Below are 12,969 nucleotides of genomic sequence, written 5' to 3'. Positions count from 1 at the left end.
CTATCCTCAACCGACCAGCGCCTGATAGGCGTCTTCTTCCATCAGGCCGTCCGCATCCTCGACCCGCGCCAGCTCCAGCTTGAAGAACCAGCCCGCGCCCAGGGCGTCGGCATTCACGATCGAGGGATCATCCGTCAGCGCGTCGTTGACCGCGACGATCTTGCCGTCCAGGGGGCAATAGACGTCGGACGCGGCCTTGACCGACTCGACAGTGGCCGCCGGATCGCCCTTGGAAAGCTTGGCGCCGACCTCGGGAAGGTCCACGAACACGAGGTCGCCCAATTGTTCGACGGCGTGGGTGGTGATGCCGACGGTGGCCACGCCGTCAACGATGTTCAGCCATTCGTGGTCTTCGGTGAATTTCAGCATGGTCAGTTCCTTAGCGCTTGTATTTGGGGGGGACGAAAGGAAGTGCGGCGATGGTGACGGGCATCCGCCTGCCGCGTTGCTCGGCGTATAGCCGGGTGCCGATATCCGACAGGCTGGCGGCGACATAGCCCATCGCGACAGGTGCCTCGGCCGTGGGGCCGAAGCCGCCCGACGTGATGTGACCCACGGGGCCCGTCGAGATCTCGTCGGCATAGAGATCGATGCCGCCACGGATCGGCGCGCGTCCTTCGGGGGCGATGCCGACGCGGCGGCGGGATGCGCCCTGCTCGAATTCGGGCAAGATCACATCGGCACCGGGAAAGCCGCCGGCGCGGGCGCCGCCGGTGCGGCGGACCTTCTGCACCGCCCATTCCAGCGCGGCGGCGACCGGCGTGGTGCCGGTGTCGATGTCGTTGCCGTAAAGGCAAAGCCCCGCTTCCAGCCGCAGGCTGTCGCGTGCGCCCAGGCCCACGGGATGCACGTCCGGGTTGGCAAGCAGTGCCCGAACGAATGCCTCGGCGCTGGCTTCGGGGACCGAGACCTCGTATCCGTCCTCGCCTGAATAACCCGAGCGCGAGACGATGCAGGGAACGCCCAGGATCAGCACCTCGCGCACGTCCATGAACACCATCCCGGCGACTTCGGGCGCCAGCGCGGCAAGGGCGCTTTCAGCGGCCGGCCCCTGCAGGGCGACCAGCGCCCGGTCTGTCAGTTCGACCACCTCGCAGACATCCGACAGATTGTCGCGCATATGCGCCACGTCCTGCTTCTTGCAGGCGGCGTTGACCACGACGAACAGGTGGTCCCCGCGATTGGCCACCATCAGGTCGTCGAGGATGCCGCCATCGGCGGCGGTGAACAGCGCATAGCGCTGGCGGCCCGGCTTCAATCCCAGAATGTCGACCGGGACCAGGCGCTCCAGCGCCAGGCTGGCATCCTCGACATGGCCGGATCTCGGGCGCAGGATGACCTGACCCATGTGGCTGACATCGAACAGCCCCGCCTTGCTGCGGGTGTGCAGATGCTCTTTCAACACCCCTTCGGGGAATTGAACCGGCATCTCATAGCCGGCAAAGCCGACCATCTTGCCGCCAAGCTCGACGCTCAGGGCCGTCAGCGGCGTCTTCTTCAGGGTCGTCGAATCATCCATGCGAGGTTTCCTTGGCTAGGGTCGGAGTGGCTGAAGTCAGGGCGCGCCGCGCGGCTTGCAGCCGTGCGAAATCGTCGCCCGCGTGGAACGAGGACCGGGTCATCGGCGTCGCGGATACGGCAAGAAAGCCCTTGGAGCGTGCCATATCCTCGATCCGCCGGAACTCGTCGGGGGGCACGAAACAGTCCAGCGGATGGTGCCGGGGCGTGGGCTGCAGGTACTGGCCGACGGTGATGAAATCGACGCCCGCGGCGCGCATGTCGTCCATGACCTGCCGCAGTTCCTCGAACGTCTCGCCCAAGCCTACCATCAGGCCGGACTTGGTGAACATGCCCGGATCGCGGCGCTTGGTGTCGTCCAGAAGGCGCAGCGAATGATAATAGCGGGCGCCGGGCCGGACCGAGGGATAAAGCCGGGGCACGCATTCGAGATTGTGGTTGAAGACGTCCGGGGCGGCGTCCACCACCTTGGTCCAGGCGCTGCCCTTGTGCAGGAAATCGGGCACCAGGACCTCGATGGTGGTGGCAGGGTTGCGGTGCCGCACCGCCCGGATGGTCTGGGCGAAATGCCCCGCCCCGCCATCGTCCAGATCGTCGCGGTCGACCGAGGTGACGACCACATGGCGCAACCCCAGCGTCGCCACCACCTTGGCGACGCGCCCGGGCTCGAATACGTCCAGCGCGTCGGGACGGCCGGTGGCGACGTTGCAGAAGGAACAGCCCCGCGTGCAGGTCTCGCCCATGATCATCATGGTCGCGTGGCGCTGCGACCAGCATTCGCCCCGGTTCGGACAGGCAGCCTCCTCGCAGACCGTGACCAGCGCGTTGTCCCGCAGGATGCGGCGGGTCGCGGCATATTCGGGGCTCCGGGCCCGCGAGACGCGGATCCAGTCGGGCTTGCGCGGCGTGGGGCTTGCGGCGCGACGGGTCTTTTCGGGATGGCGCGGCCGGTCGGCAGAATCCTTCATCTTGCTCTCCTCAGGCATGCAGCGGCTTGCCGAGCGCGGCGAGGCAGGCTTCCTTGACCGCCTCGGCCATGCCGGGATGGGCATGCGAAGCGGCCGCGACCTGCGCAAGCGTCGCACCGGCGGACATGGCCAACGCCAGTTCCTGGACCAGTTCACCAGCGTTCCGGCCCAGGACATGCGCCCCCAGGATCCGGCCGGTCTGGGCGCAACCCAGGACCTTGACCAGCCAGTCGGTCGCGCCCATGGCGCGCGCCCGGCCGTTAGCAATGAACTGGAAACGGCCGACGACGTGGTCGCGCCCGGCCTTCTTCAACGCCTCCTCGGTCGCGCCGAGGCTGGCGATTTCGGGGGCAGTATAGACAACGCCGGGGACCAGATCGTAATCCGGTCTGGCATGGGCCTGGCCGGCCAGCGCCTCGACCGCGGCAATCCCGTCTTCCTCGGCCCTGTGGGCCAGCATCGGCCCCGGCACCACGTCGCCAATGGCCAGGATGCCCGGGACATTGGTCCGGAACTGGCCATCGACGGCAATGAAGCCGCGCGCATCCAGCGCCACGCCAAGTGCCTCGAGCCCCAGTCCCGCGGTGCGGGGGCGGCGTCCGATGGCGATCAGGACGGCGTCGGCCTGAAGCGTTTCGGCGGCACCGGTATCGCGGCGCTCCAGCGTTACAACCGCCCCGGCACCCTTGCGGGTGACCGCCTCAACCTTGCGCCCAAACTGGAAGGCAAGGCCCTGCCGTTGCAGCAGCCGCTGCGCGGTCCTGGCGATCTCGGCATCGGCGCCGGGCAGGAGGCGGTCGAGGTATTCGACAACCGTCACCTTGGCGCCCAGCCGTGCCCACACTTGGCCCAGTTCCAGACCGATCACCCCGGCGCCGATGACGACGAGATGGCCGGGCACCTGCGGCAGCGAAAGCGCCCCCGTCGAAGTCACGACGACCTCCTCGTCCACCGTCACGCCCGGCAGGCCGGCCGAGTCCGAGCCGGTAGCGATCAGGATGGTCCGGGCCGCAACAAGCTCGTCGCCCGCCTGCACCTGGCCCGGAGCGGGGATGCTACCCCGCCCCGCCAGCCACTCGACGCCGTTCTTCTTGAAAAGATGCGCGATGCCCTTGGTCAGGTCGCCCACCACCTTCTCCTTGCGGGCCATCATCGCCGACAGGTCGAAGGCGATCTCGCTGGCGCTGATGCCATGTGCACCCAGATGCTTCAGTTCGGTCCAATGCTCGGACGAGCACAGCAACGCCTTGGATGGAATGCAGCCGATGTTCAGGCATGTCCCGCCCAGCGTCGCGCGTTCCTCGACGCAGGCGACCTTCAGCCCCAACTGCGCCGCGCGGATCGCGGCGACATAGCCGCCGGGGCCGGCGCCGATCACAACCAGATCGAAGTCACGCATGTTTGCCTCCGTAGATCGGGAAGCGGCGGCAGAGGCCCGGAACGCGGGCGCGGACGGCGGCTTCCACCTCGGCATCGCCCACGGGGTTGATGCGCGGGGCATCGAGAACATCGCCGATCAGCCCGCCGATCTTCCGGAACTCCTCGAGTCCGAAGCCGCGGCTGCGCCCCGCTACCGTGCCCAGGCGGATGCCCGAGGTGACGGTCGGCTTTTCGGGATCGTTCCGCTCGCCATTCTTGTTGCGGGTCATGTTCGCGCGCTCCGGCGCGTCGACGACAGCGTTGCCCTTGACCCGCGCGCTGGCATGATTTTCCGAAGCGACCAGTTCAATCTGTTCTTCCTGCCGGCGGCGGTCGTCCTCAAGCGCGGTCCACGGCGCGGGATCAAAGGCGGCAATGTCATCATGAGTGTCGAGCATCCGGTTCATCCTGAATGGGAATGGCAGGTGGTGGGGGCGCACGGCTCGCGTCCCCACCGCGAGATGTCACTCGGCAAGGTCGTGCTTGAAGGCCTCGTACTGCCGCAGATGGCGCGGCCGGCGGCGCACGATCATCCAGGCGATCCCCAGCACGACGAACCAGAGCGGGGTGACGAGCAGGGCGAGCCGGGTGTCGGGCTGCGTGGTCAGGGCCCACAGGATAAAACTGAAGAACGCCAGCACGGCCCAGCACATCGGCACGCCGCCGGGCATCTTGAACTTCGACGCCTCATGCAACTCCGGACGCTGGCGGCGATAGGTCATGTAGCTGACCAGGATCATAGTCCAGACGAACATGAACAGCAGCGCGGAGATCGTGGTCACCAGGGTGAATGCGGCCAGGACCGTCTCGCCCGAGAACAGCAGCACCAGCGCCGACAGCAGGAAGATGCACGAAAGCAGCAGCGCGTTTACCGGCACGTGCCGGCTGCTCAGACGCCCGAAGACGGCCGGGGCATCGCCCTCCTGCGCCAGGCCATAGACCATCCGCGAGGTCGAGTAGATCCCGGAGTTGGCCGATGAGCCCGCCGAGGTCAGCACGACGAAGTTCACCACCGAGGCCGCGATGCCAAGGCCGGCCAGCGCGAACATCGAGACGAAGGGACTTTGATCGGGCGAGATCTCGCGCCAGGGCGTGACCGCCATGATGGCAACCAGCGCGCCGACATAGAACAGCAGGACCCGGATCGGAATGGCGCGGATCGCGCGCGGCAGGGTGGTCTCGGGATCGCGCGCCTCGGCGGCGGTGGTGCCGACGAGTTCGATGCCGACGAAGGCGAAGACGGCAATCTGGAACCCTGCGAAGAAGCCCACGAAACCCTTCGGGAAGAAGCCGCCATCGTTCCACAGGTTCGAGATCTGCGCGGTCGCACCGTTAGGCGCGACGAAGCCGCGCGTCACCATCAGCACGCCGACGATAACCAGCGCGGCAATGGCCATGATCTTGATGATCGCGAACCAGAACTCCAGTTCGCCGAAAGCCTTCACCGAAGGCAGGTTCAGAGCAAAAAGCAGAAAAATGACCGCCAGAGCCGGGATCCAAAGCTGCAGATCGGGCCACCAGAAGCCGACATAGCCGGTGATTGCCAGGATGTCCGCGACCCCGGTGACGATCCAGCAGAACCAGTATGTCCAGCCGACGAAGAAGCCCGCCCAGGGACCCACGAGATCAGCCGAAAAGTCGGCGAAGGATTTGTAATGCAGGTTGGACAGCAGGATCTCGCCCATCGCCCGCATGACGAAGTAAAGGAAGAAACCAATGATCATGTAGACGAAGATTACCGACGGACCGGCCAGCGAGATCGTCTTGCCCGACCCCATGAAAAGGCCCGTGCCAATCGCGCCGCCAATGGCGATAAGCTGGATGTGGCGATTGGCAAGTTGGCGTTCGAGGTGCGGTTCCTCGATGCCGGCGGGCGCCGGCGAAGCAGCAGGTTGTTGCTTGGAAATTGTCATCTTCGGCTGATCTCCTCTCTCTTCCCGAACCATTGCATCGGCTGGCCTTTGAAGGCGCATCCGTTCCGGGACGCTGCGCGCGCCCGGTCATTTAGCTGAACTGGTCGTCCTCCTTGGTGTTCGGCTAGGCTTGGGAGATCAGGTGAGGACAGGCATCTCGGACACCTCGGTCCTCCATCCCTCCAATGGGCTCTCCCTGTGCGAACACTTGCGTTATAGGTCTCCGGTTGACCTTTGGGAAATTCATTGTTTCAATTATAGATTGAACAAAACTCACAATAGGTGGGGCATGAAGAACATTCCGATGGAACTGCTTCGCACCTTCGTGAAAGCCATCGAAAGCGGCAGCTTTACTCGGGCAGGCGAGTTGGTCAGCCGGACGCCGTCGGCCGTCAGCCTTCAGATCAAGCGGCTTGAGGAACTGGTGAATGTGCCGCTGTTTCAACGGGATGCACACAGGCTAAACCTGACGTCCGAAGGCCAGGCGCTTGCCCAGTATGCGCGGCGCATCCTTGCCCTGAATGACGAAGCGCTGGCCAGTCTCCGCCAACCCGATGTCGCGGGGCGCGTCCGACTGGGAGCCCCACACGAATATACGGCATCGCTGCTGCCCGAGTTCCTGGGCAAGTTCGCCCAGGCACATCCGAATGTGATTCTGGAGGTTACCAGCGACCTGAGCAGGAATCTCCTGCGTCGCCAGCATGCCGGCGAATTCGATCTGGTCATCGCGCTTCACGAGGAATCGGCCGTCCAGGAGGGCCGTCTGATCTTCACGGAACCGCTGGTGTGGATCGGCAGCCTCGACCATTCCGCCCACCAGCAGAACCCGTTGCCCTTGGTTCTGGCACCGCCACCTTGCATCTACCGCAACCAGATGCTGCATGCCCTCGATGGGATCGGGCGACCGTGCCGCATCGTCTATCTCAGTTCCAGCTACAACGGCATTACAGCCGCTGTTCGCGCCGGGATCGGCGTCACCGCCATGGGCAGCAGCACCATTCCTGACGGTGTCCGCGTCGTTTCCGAACGAGGCCGCCTGCCGAAGCTTGAGCAACTGAACCTGCGCCTGCACCGCACCGCGGGAAAGGCACCGGAGGCATTGCTGCGGCTTGAAGACTACATCGCCGGCAGCTTTGCCGAATCCAGTCCGTTCCGGGTGACCGCGGCCAGCGCCGATTAGAGTCAGGCCTCACAACCAATATATGACGGTCGCGGCCATGGCGCAGGCCGAGAGGAACAGGATGGGGCATCGGTCTTAGCGGGTTGCAATGTATGAGGAGGATCAGAAAACAGTCCGGGGGACTGTTCTCCCGACGATTGGCCAGTCCCTGATCCGCGTTAAGCGGCAAACGCGACCGCGCACGGCTCACGATCGTCCGCAATCCAACGGCCCAACGCTCAGAGTTACCGACCATCTATGAATTGTTGATAGACGATGTCCTTGACAGCGCGTCTTTTGAACTGACGCCTGCAGATAATCCCGCACTTGACGGTGTAGAATAGACTTGGAGCTTGGCCGAAACGCCGGGCTGGCTGTTGTTGCTGCTCAATGGCCTGGGCGGAGGCTCTGCAGCCAGAGAAGGTTCGACCGCAGCCCCACCCTCTCCGCCACTTCATCATATTTTGCATTGAAAGAAGCCACTTATAGAATCTCAGCAGCCGATCTGTGACCCAGGGCGCGGCCCAATCCAGCCTCTCGCAAAGCGCCTGAATCGTCGCGGCGAACAGCCCGTGGCTGTCGCAGCCCGCCTCTCCGCCTCGGCTTCCACCTTCGCCTTATGCCCGGAAGGCAATGGAAAAGGTCGCTGGCGGCGACCACCCCCCGGGCGCCGGCGATTGTCGGGGCGAAGGTCCGCGAGCCCGGTGGACAGCGGCGGATCGGTCGAAGCGGCCCTGCACATCCGGGCCGTCGGCGCCCGTGCGGCGCAATCACTGCGGCAGGATGGCCCGAGCCGCTGACTGCGCCGGCTTCTTCGTTGCCCAGATACCCGATGGCGGGCGCAGCGGGGGCAGCCCCTCAATCCTTGCGCAGCGCGTTCAGCAGCGCCGCGCCCAGAGCGCCGGGCTGCTCCTTGCCGGCAGGGGCGGCGGATTTCGGGCCGCGTCCCGGTTGCGCCCTGGGCCCGCGCTCCTTCTCCGCCTCGCGGGCGGCGGCGGCGCCGTCCTTGCGCATGGTCAGGCCGATGCGCTTGCGCGCCACATCCACCTCGGTCACCCGCACCCGGACCACGTCGCCGACCTTCACCACCTCGTTCGGATCCTTGACGAAACGGTCGGCAAGCTGGCTGATATGCACCAGCCCGTCCTGGTGCACGCCGATATCGACGAAGGCGCCGAAGGCCGCGACATTGGTCACCGTGCCTTCCAGCGCCATGCCGGGGCGCAGATCCCTGATATCCTCGACCCCCTCGGCGAAGCTTGCGGTGACGAAACTGGGGCGCGGGTCGCGGCCGGGCTTTTCCAGCTCGGAGAGGATGTCGCGGATGGTGGGCAGGCCGAAATGCTCGTCGACGAAGGCTTCCGCCCGGATGCCCTTCAGCGCCGCGCCATTGCCCATGATCTGGCGGATATCGCGGCCGCAGGCGGCGACGATGCGGCGGGCGACGCCGTAAGCCTCGGGGTGGACGGCCGAGGCGTCCAGCGGCTCCTTGCCGTCACGGATGCGCAGGAAGCCGGCGCATTGCTCGAAGGCGCGCGGGCCAAGTCCGCCGACCTTCTTCAGCGCCGCCCGCGACGGAAAGGCGCCGTTCTCGTCGCGCCAGGCCACGATGTTCTGCGCCAGCGACGGCCCAAGTCCGGCCACATGCGCCAGCAGCGGGGCCGAGGCGGTGTTCAGGTCCACACCCACCGCGTTCACCGCATCCTCGACCACGGCTTCCAGCGTCCTGGCCAGCTGGCGCTGGTCCACGTCATGCTGATATTGCCCGACGCCGATCGATTCGGGCGGCACCTTGACCAGCTCGGCCAGCGGGTCCTGCAGCCGCCGGGCGATCGAGACCGCGCCGCGCAGCGAGACGTCGAGATCCGGGAATTCCCGCGCCGCCAGTTCGGACGCCGAATAGACCGAGGCGCCGGCCTCGGAGACGATCACCTTCACCGGCTGCTTCACGCCTTCGGGCAGGCGCTTCAGCACTTCGGCCACGAAACGCTCGGTCTCGCGGCTGGCGGTGCCGTTGCCAATGGCGATCAGTTCGATCTTGTGGCGGGTGATGGCGGCGGACAGCGCCGCTTCCGCCCCGCGCAGGTCGGATTTCGGCGGGAACGGGTAAAGCGTCGCCGTCTCGGCCAGCTTGCCGGTGCCGTCCACGGCGGCCAGCTTGACGCCGGTGCGGATGCCGGGATCCAGCCCGATGGTCGGGCGCGGCCCGGCGGGCGAGGCCAGCAGCAGGTCCTTGAGGTTGCGGGCGAAGACCCGGATCGCCTCGGCATGGGCGCGGGTGCGCAGTTCGGTCAGCAGGTCGATATACATGGTGTTCGACAGCCGCACCCGCCAGCACCAGCCCGCGACCTTGCGCAGCCAGTGGTCGCCGGGCCCGTCGCCCAGCCGGCCCAGGGCCGAGGCGACGATGCCCTCGGCCCGCGCCGCGCCGGTTTCCGGCTCGGGCGCGATCTCGATGGTCAGCACCTCTTCCTTGGCGCCGCGCAGGATCGCCAGCGCCCGATGCGCCGGGATCGCCGCCCATTTCTCGGACTGGTCGAAATAGTCGCTGAACTTGGCGCCGACCTGCTCCTTGCCCGGCACCACCCTGGCCGAGATGATCGCCTCGGCCTGCATGAATTCGCGCAGCCGGCCCAGCAGCGCCGCATTCTCGGACAGCTCCTCAACCAGGATGTCGCGCGCGCCGTCCAGCGCCGCTTTCACGTCCGGCACCGATTCCGAGACATAGCCCGCCGCCAGCGCCTCGGGCTCGGCAGCACGGTTGTCCTGGATGGCGCGCAAAAGCGGCTCCAGCCCGTTTTCCCGCGCGATCATCGCCTTGGTGCGACGCTTGGGCTTGAAGGGCAGGTAGATGTCCTCCAGCGCGGCCTTGGTCGCGGCCCCGGCAATGGTGCGGGCCAGTTCGTCGGTCAGCTTGCCCTGCCCCTTGATGGATTCGAGGATCGAGGCCCGGCGCGCCTCGAGCTCGCGCAGATAGGCCAGCCGGTCCGACAGGGTGCGCAGCTGGGTGTCGTCCAGCCCGCCCGTCACCTCCTTGCGGTAGCGGGCGACGAAGGGCACCGTGGCGCCCCCGTCCAGCAGGCTGGCGGCCGCCGCCACCTGGGCGGGGCTGGCAGCGATCTCGGCGGCGATGGTGCGGGCGATGCGGTCGGTTGCGTCCACGGGCGGCATCCTTTCAGGTCTGGACCGCCGTCATAGCCAAAACCGGCCGGCGATCCAAGCATCGCCGGATGCGCGCCCGCGGCTCAGCTCAGCCACATCGCCGCGCGCAATTGCTTCTCGAACCCCGCATCCAGGCGCGGCATGCGCATGTCGCCCTGCGTCGTTTCCATGGCCCGCCACAGGTTGGCGACCGCCTGCCAGTCCAGGTCCGCCTGACCCTCGACCGTCTCGACCACCTGCAACTCGCCGGCCAGGCGACGGAAGGCGACGCCGCGAAGCAGCGCATTGGCATGGGCCAGCACCTCGTCGGACAGGTCGGCGTCGAACTGCGCCTCTGCCATCGACAGGAAGCCGCCCAGGTCGTTTTCGATGAAGATGTTCTGCGCCTCGATCAGGTAGCTTTCGCAGATCGAGAAGCCGAGTTCGCACCAATCCGCGACAGAACCCGAGAAGTCCACGCCCCGCGTCTCGATTCCCGAGACCTGCAGATGCGCAAAGCCAAGCTCGCCCGCCTCGCAGGCAACGTTCGTCGCGGAAAAATTCAGGACCTTACCGTTTACCAGCATCACTCACCAACCCGAAATTGAGAACATTTAATGGAATGCAATTAACGCGATCCGCGGGTCAAAGGCCAGTTGCCCTTTGGGACAGGTGGTGAAACGGCCGGGAAACCGCTTCCAACCATTTGATCTATCAATACTTTATCCGGTCGGAAGCACGGGAGGCACGAACAGCCGCAGGTTGCGGCACCGCCGCCGCGACCTGTTCCGGCATGGCCGCGGCGATTCCCTCGACACCGGCGGGGCGCATGGCAGGACCGGCACGCGCCATCCCTGTCCGGCAGGCTGCCCGGCGCCGTCGCTTCCGAAGGTCGGGAGCGGGGCGAAGGACAGGCGGCCGGGTTCCTGGGGCATGGTGGGCGGTGAGGGACTCGAACCCCCGGCATCTTCGGTGTAAACGAAGCGCTCTACCAACTGAGCTAACCGCCCCCGCCCCGGCTGATAGCCCGAGCCGCCGGCGTTTGGCAAGCCGCGCGCTACCGGCGCAGCCGGGCGATCAACGCGGAGGTGTCCCAGCGCCCGCCGCCCATGGCCTGAACCTCCTTGTAGAACTGGTCGACCAGCGCCGTCACCGGCAGGCTGGCGCCGGTCTCGTCCGCCGTCGCCAGGCAGATGCCCAGATCCTTGCGCATCCAGTCCACGGCGAAGCCGAAGTCGAAGCGGTTCTCGGCCATGGTCTGGTGGCGGTTCGCCATCTGCCAGCTGCCGGCGGCGCCCTGGCTGATGACCTCGACCACCGACGCGATCGAGAGGCCGGCCTTCTCGGCGAAATGCAGCGATTCCGACAGGCCCTGCACCAGCCCGGCAATGGCGATCTGGTTGCACATCTTGGTCAGCTGCCCGGCGCCCGAAGGGCCCATCAGCTTGCAGATCTTGGCATAGGCGGCGATCACCGGCTCGGCGCGGTCGTAATCGGCCGGCGCGCCGCCGCACATCACCGAAAGCTGGCCGTTCTCGGCCCCCGCCTGCCCGCCCGAGACCGGCGCGTCCACGAAGCCGAGACCGGCCTCGGCCGCCTCGGCCGACAGCTCGCGTGTCACCGCGGCCGAGACCGTGGTGTGGTCGACGAAGACGGCGCCCTTGCCCATGCCGGCAAAGGCACCCGCCTCGCCCAGGCAGACCTGGCGCAGGTCGTCGTCATTGCCGACGCAGGCCATGACGAATTTCGCGCCCTCGGCCGCCTCGCGGGCGGTGGCGGCCAGCCGGCCCCTGTGCCGGGCAACCCAGGCTTCGGCCTTGGCGGGGCTGCGGTTCCAGACCGTCACCTCGTGCCCGGCCGCGGCCAGATGGCCCGCCATGGGAAAGCCCATCACCCCAAGTCCCAGAAATGCCACGCGCGCCATCACTTTCTCCCCAAGCTGGTGAAAGGCGCGTTGATCCGACACGCGCCCTGCCCTATTCACCCCGATGAATTTCATCACCCGGCGCGGGGGTCAACCTCTCGCGCCCAAGCTCGGGACCGCGCCTTTTCATGGTGACACTTTTCCGCTGGCTTGTGCGCCTGACGGTCGGGCTGATCCTTCTGACCATCGCGCTGGTGGTGCTGGCCTGGTATTTCGCCATCCGTTCGCTGCCCGATTACGACGGCAGCTATGTGGTCGAGGGCATCTCGGCCCCGATCGAGATCGTGCGCACCACCGAGGACGTGCCGCATGTCTTCGGCAAGACCGACCGCGACGTGTTCTTCGCGCTTGGCCTGGCCCATGCCCAGGACCGGCTGTTCCAGATGACGGTGCTGCGCCGCGCCGCGCAGGGCCGGCTGGCCGAGATCTATGGCCCGGGCGCGCTGGCCGCCGACGACCTAGCGCGGCGGCTTGGGCTTTACCGCAATGCCCGCGCCTCGCTGCAGGCCCAGGATCCCGAGGTGCTGGACGTGCTGGAAGCCTATGCCGCCGGCGTCAACGCCTGGGTCGAGCAGATCAACCTGGGTGCGCGGGGGCGCGGCGCGCCGGAATTCTTCCTTTATCCCGAGGACATCGCCTATTGGCAGCCAGCGGATTCGCTGGCGATCCTGAAGCTGCTCGCCGCCTCCTCCAGCGTGCAGATGCGGCGCGAGGTGCTGCGGGCCCGGCTGTCGCTGGCCGCCCCCGAGCGCGGGCAGGACCTGGTCGCGATGCGCGGCGAGCCGGCCTTGCCCGCCTATGCGGGGCTGTTTCCCGGTGCCCGCTTCGCCGTGCCGGATCGCGGCGCCGGGCCGCAGGACTGGACGGCGACGCTGGCGGGCTACCTGGCGCCGGCGGCGGGCGCCTCGGCCAACGGCTTTGCCGCCG

11 protein-coding genes and 1 tRNA gene are annotated in these 12,969 nt (G+C 66.9%); 2 read left to right on the top strand and 10 right to left on the bottom strand.

Annotated elements, in window-relative coordinates:
- Nucleotides 1–6 precede the first annotated feature (6 nt).
- From gcvH to cycA, 6 genes are read right to left on the bottom strand one after another with little or no spacing between them, the layout of a single operon-like run.
- Nucleotides 7–369: a glycine cleavage system protein GcvH gene (gene gcvH, locus I9P22_RS06785; RefSeq protein ID WP_233253257.1), complete on the bottom strand. Its 363-nt coding sequence runs from the start codon at nt 367–369 to the stop codon at nt 7–9.
- A gap of 10 nt (nt 370–379) precedes the next feature.
- Nucleotides 380–1,519, bottom strand: a complete 1,140-nt coding sequence (gene gcvT / locus I9P22_RS06780) for a glycine cleavage system aminomethyltransferase GcvT (protein ID WP_199258599.1) — start codon at nt 1,517–1,519, stop codon at nt 380–382.
- On the bottom strand, nt 1,512–2,486 hold the full coding sequence (gene lipA / locus I9P22_RS06775) for a lipoyl synthase (protein WP_199258598.1): 975 nt from the start codon (nt 2,484–2,486) through the stop codon (nt 1,512–1,514). The genes gcvT and lipA overlap by 8 nt, the downstream gene beginning before the upstream one ends.
- 10 nt (nt 2,487–2,496) lie before the next feature.
- Complete coding sequence (lpdA, locus tag I9P22_RS06770; RefSeq protein ID WP_199258597.1) at nt 2,497–3,885, bottom strand: dihydrolipoyl dehydrogenase; 1,389 nt, start codon at nt 3,883–3,885, stop codon at nt 2,497–2,499.
- The gene (locus I9P22_RS06765) at nt 3,878–4,312 is read right to left on the bottom strand and encodes a PLP-dependent aminotransferase family protein (protein ID WP_199258596.1); all 435 of its coding nucleotides are present in this window, start codon (nt 4,310–4,312) and stop codon (nt 3,878–3,880) included. Before I9P22_RS06765 ends, lpdA begins: the two co-directional genes overlap by 8 nt.
- A 57-nt stretch (nt 4,313–4,369) precedes the next feature.
- The gene (gene cycA, locus I9P22_RS06760) at nt 4,370–5,818 is read right to left on the bottom strand and encodes a D-serine/D-alanine/glycine transporter (RefSeq protein ID WP_199258595.1); all 1,449 of its coding nucleotides are present in this window, start codon (nt 5,816–5,818) and stop codon (nt 4,370–4,372) included.
- A gap of 289 nt (nt 5,819–6,107) precedes the next feature.
- Here cycA and I9P22_RS06755 point away from each other — a divergent pair, with 289 nt between their 5' ends.
- On the top strand, nt 6,108–6,998 hold the full coding sequence (locus tag I9P22_RS06755) for a LysR substrate-binding domain-containing protein (protein ID WP_199258594.1): 891 nt from the start codon (nt 6,108–6,110) through the stop codon (nt 6,996–6,998).
- Nucleotides 6,999–7,835: 837 nt separating this feature from the next.
- Here the strand turns inward: I9P22_RS06755 and I9P22_RS06745 are convergent.
- From I9P22_RS06745 to I9P22_RS06730, 4 genes are all read right to left on the bottom strand, one after another.
- A complete protein-coding gene (locus I9P22_RS06745; RefSeq protein ID WP_233253256.1) occupies nt 7,836–10,148 on the bottom strand; it encodes a Tex family protein in 2,313 nt (770 codons plus the stop codon).
- Nucleotides 10,149–10,222: 74 nt separating this feature from the next.
- On the bottom strand, nt 10,223–10,705 hold the full coding sequence (locus tag I9P22_RS06740; protein WP_199258592.1) for a hypothetical protein: 483 nt from the start codon (nt 10,703–10,705) through the stop codon (nt 10,223–10,225).
- Nucleotides 10,706–11,052: 347 nt separating this feature from the next.
- Nucleotides 11,053–11,128: transfer RNA gene (locus I9P22_RS06735), tRNA-Val, on the bottom strand.
- Nucleotides 11,129–11,175: 47 nt separating this feature from the next.
- Entirely contained in the window at nt 11,176–12,042 is an 867-nt protein-coding gene (locus tag I9P22_RS06730; RefSeq protein ID WP_199258591.1) for an NAD(P)-dependent oxidoreductase, read from the bottom strand.
- A gap of 128 nt (nt 12,043–12,170) precedes the next feature.
- Between I9P22_RS06730 and I9P22_RS06725 the strand changes: the two genes are divergently transcribed.
- On the top strand, nt 12,171–12,969 hold a 799-nt coding region (locus I9P22_RS06725), incomplete at its 3' end, for a penicillin acylase family protein (protein WP_199258590.1).

Source organism: Paracoccus binzhouensis, from assembly GCF_016446475.1.
Taxonomy (GTDB): domain Bacteria; phylum Pseudomonadota; class Alphaproteobacteria; order Rhodobacterales; family Rhodobacteraceae; genus Paracoccus; species Paracoccus binzhouensis.
Note: the sequence above shows the minus strand (reverse complement) of the source record. Positions and strands in the feature narration are given on the sequence as shown.

Coding starts and splice junctions, on each gene's coding strand:
- cycA (WP_199258595.1), bottom strand. CDS start 5,818: ATGACAATTTCCAAGCAACAACCTGCTGCTTCGCCGGCGCCCGCCGGC.
- I9P22_RS06740 (WP_199258592.1), bottom strand. CDS start 10,705: ATGCTGGTAAACGGTAAGGTCCTGAATTTTTCCGCGACGAACGTTGCC.
- I9P22_RS06730 (WP_199258591.1), bottom strand. CDS start 12,042: ATGGCGCGCGTGGCATTTCTGGGACTTGGGGTGATGGGCTTTCCCATG.
- lipA (WP_199258598.1), bottom strand. CDS start 2,486: ATGAAGGATTCTGCCGACCGGCCGCGCCATCCCGAAAAGACCCGTCGC.
- gcvH (WP_233253257.1), bottom strand. CDS start 369: ATGCTGAAATTCACCGAAGACCACGAATGGCTGAACATCGTTGACGGC.
- I9P22_RS06765 (WP_199258596.1), bottom strand. CDS start 4,312: ATGAACCGGATGCTCGACACTCATGATGACATTGCCGCCTTTGATCCC.
- gcvT (WP_199258599.1), bottom strand. CDS start 1,519: ATGGATGATTCGACGACCCTGAAGAAGACGCCGCTGACGGCCCTGAGC.
- I9P22_RS06745 (WP_233253256.1), bottom strand. CDS start 10,148: ATGCCGCCCGTGGACGCAACCGACCGCATCGCCCGCACCATCGCCGCC.
- I9P22_RS06755 (WP_199258594.1), top strand. CDS start 6,108: ATGAAGAACATTCCGATGGAACTGCTTCGCACCTTCGTGAAAGCCATC.
- lpdA (WP_199258597.1), bottom strand. CDS start 3,885: ATGCGTGACTTCGATCTGGTTGTGATCGGCGCCGGCCCCGGCGGCTAT.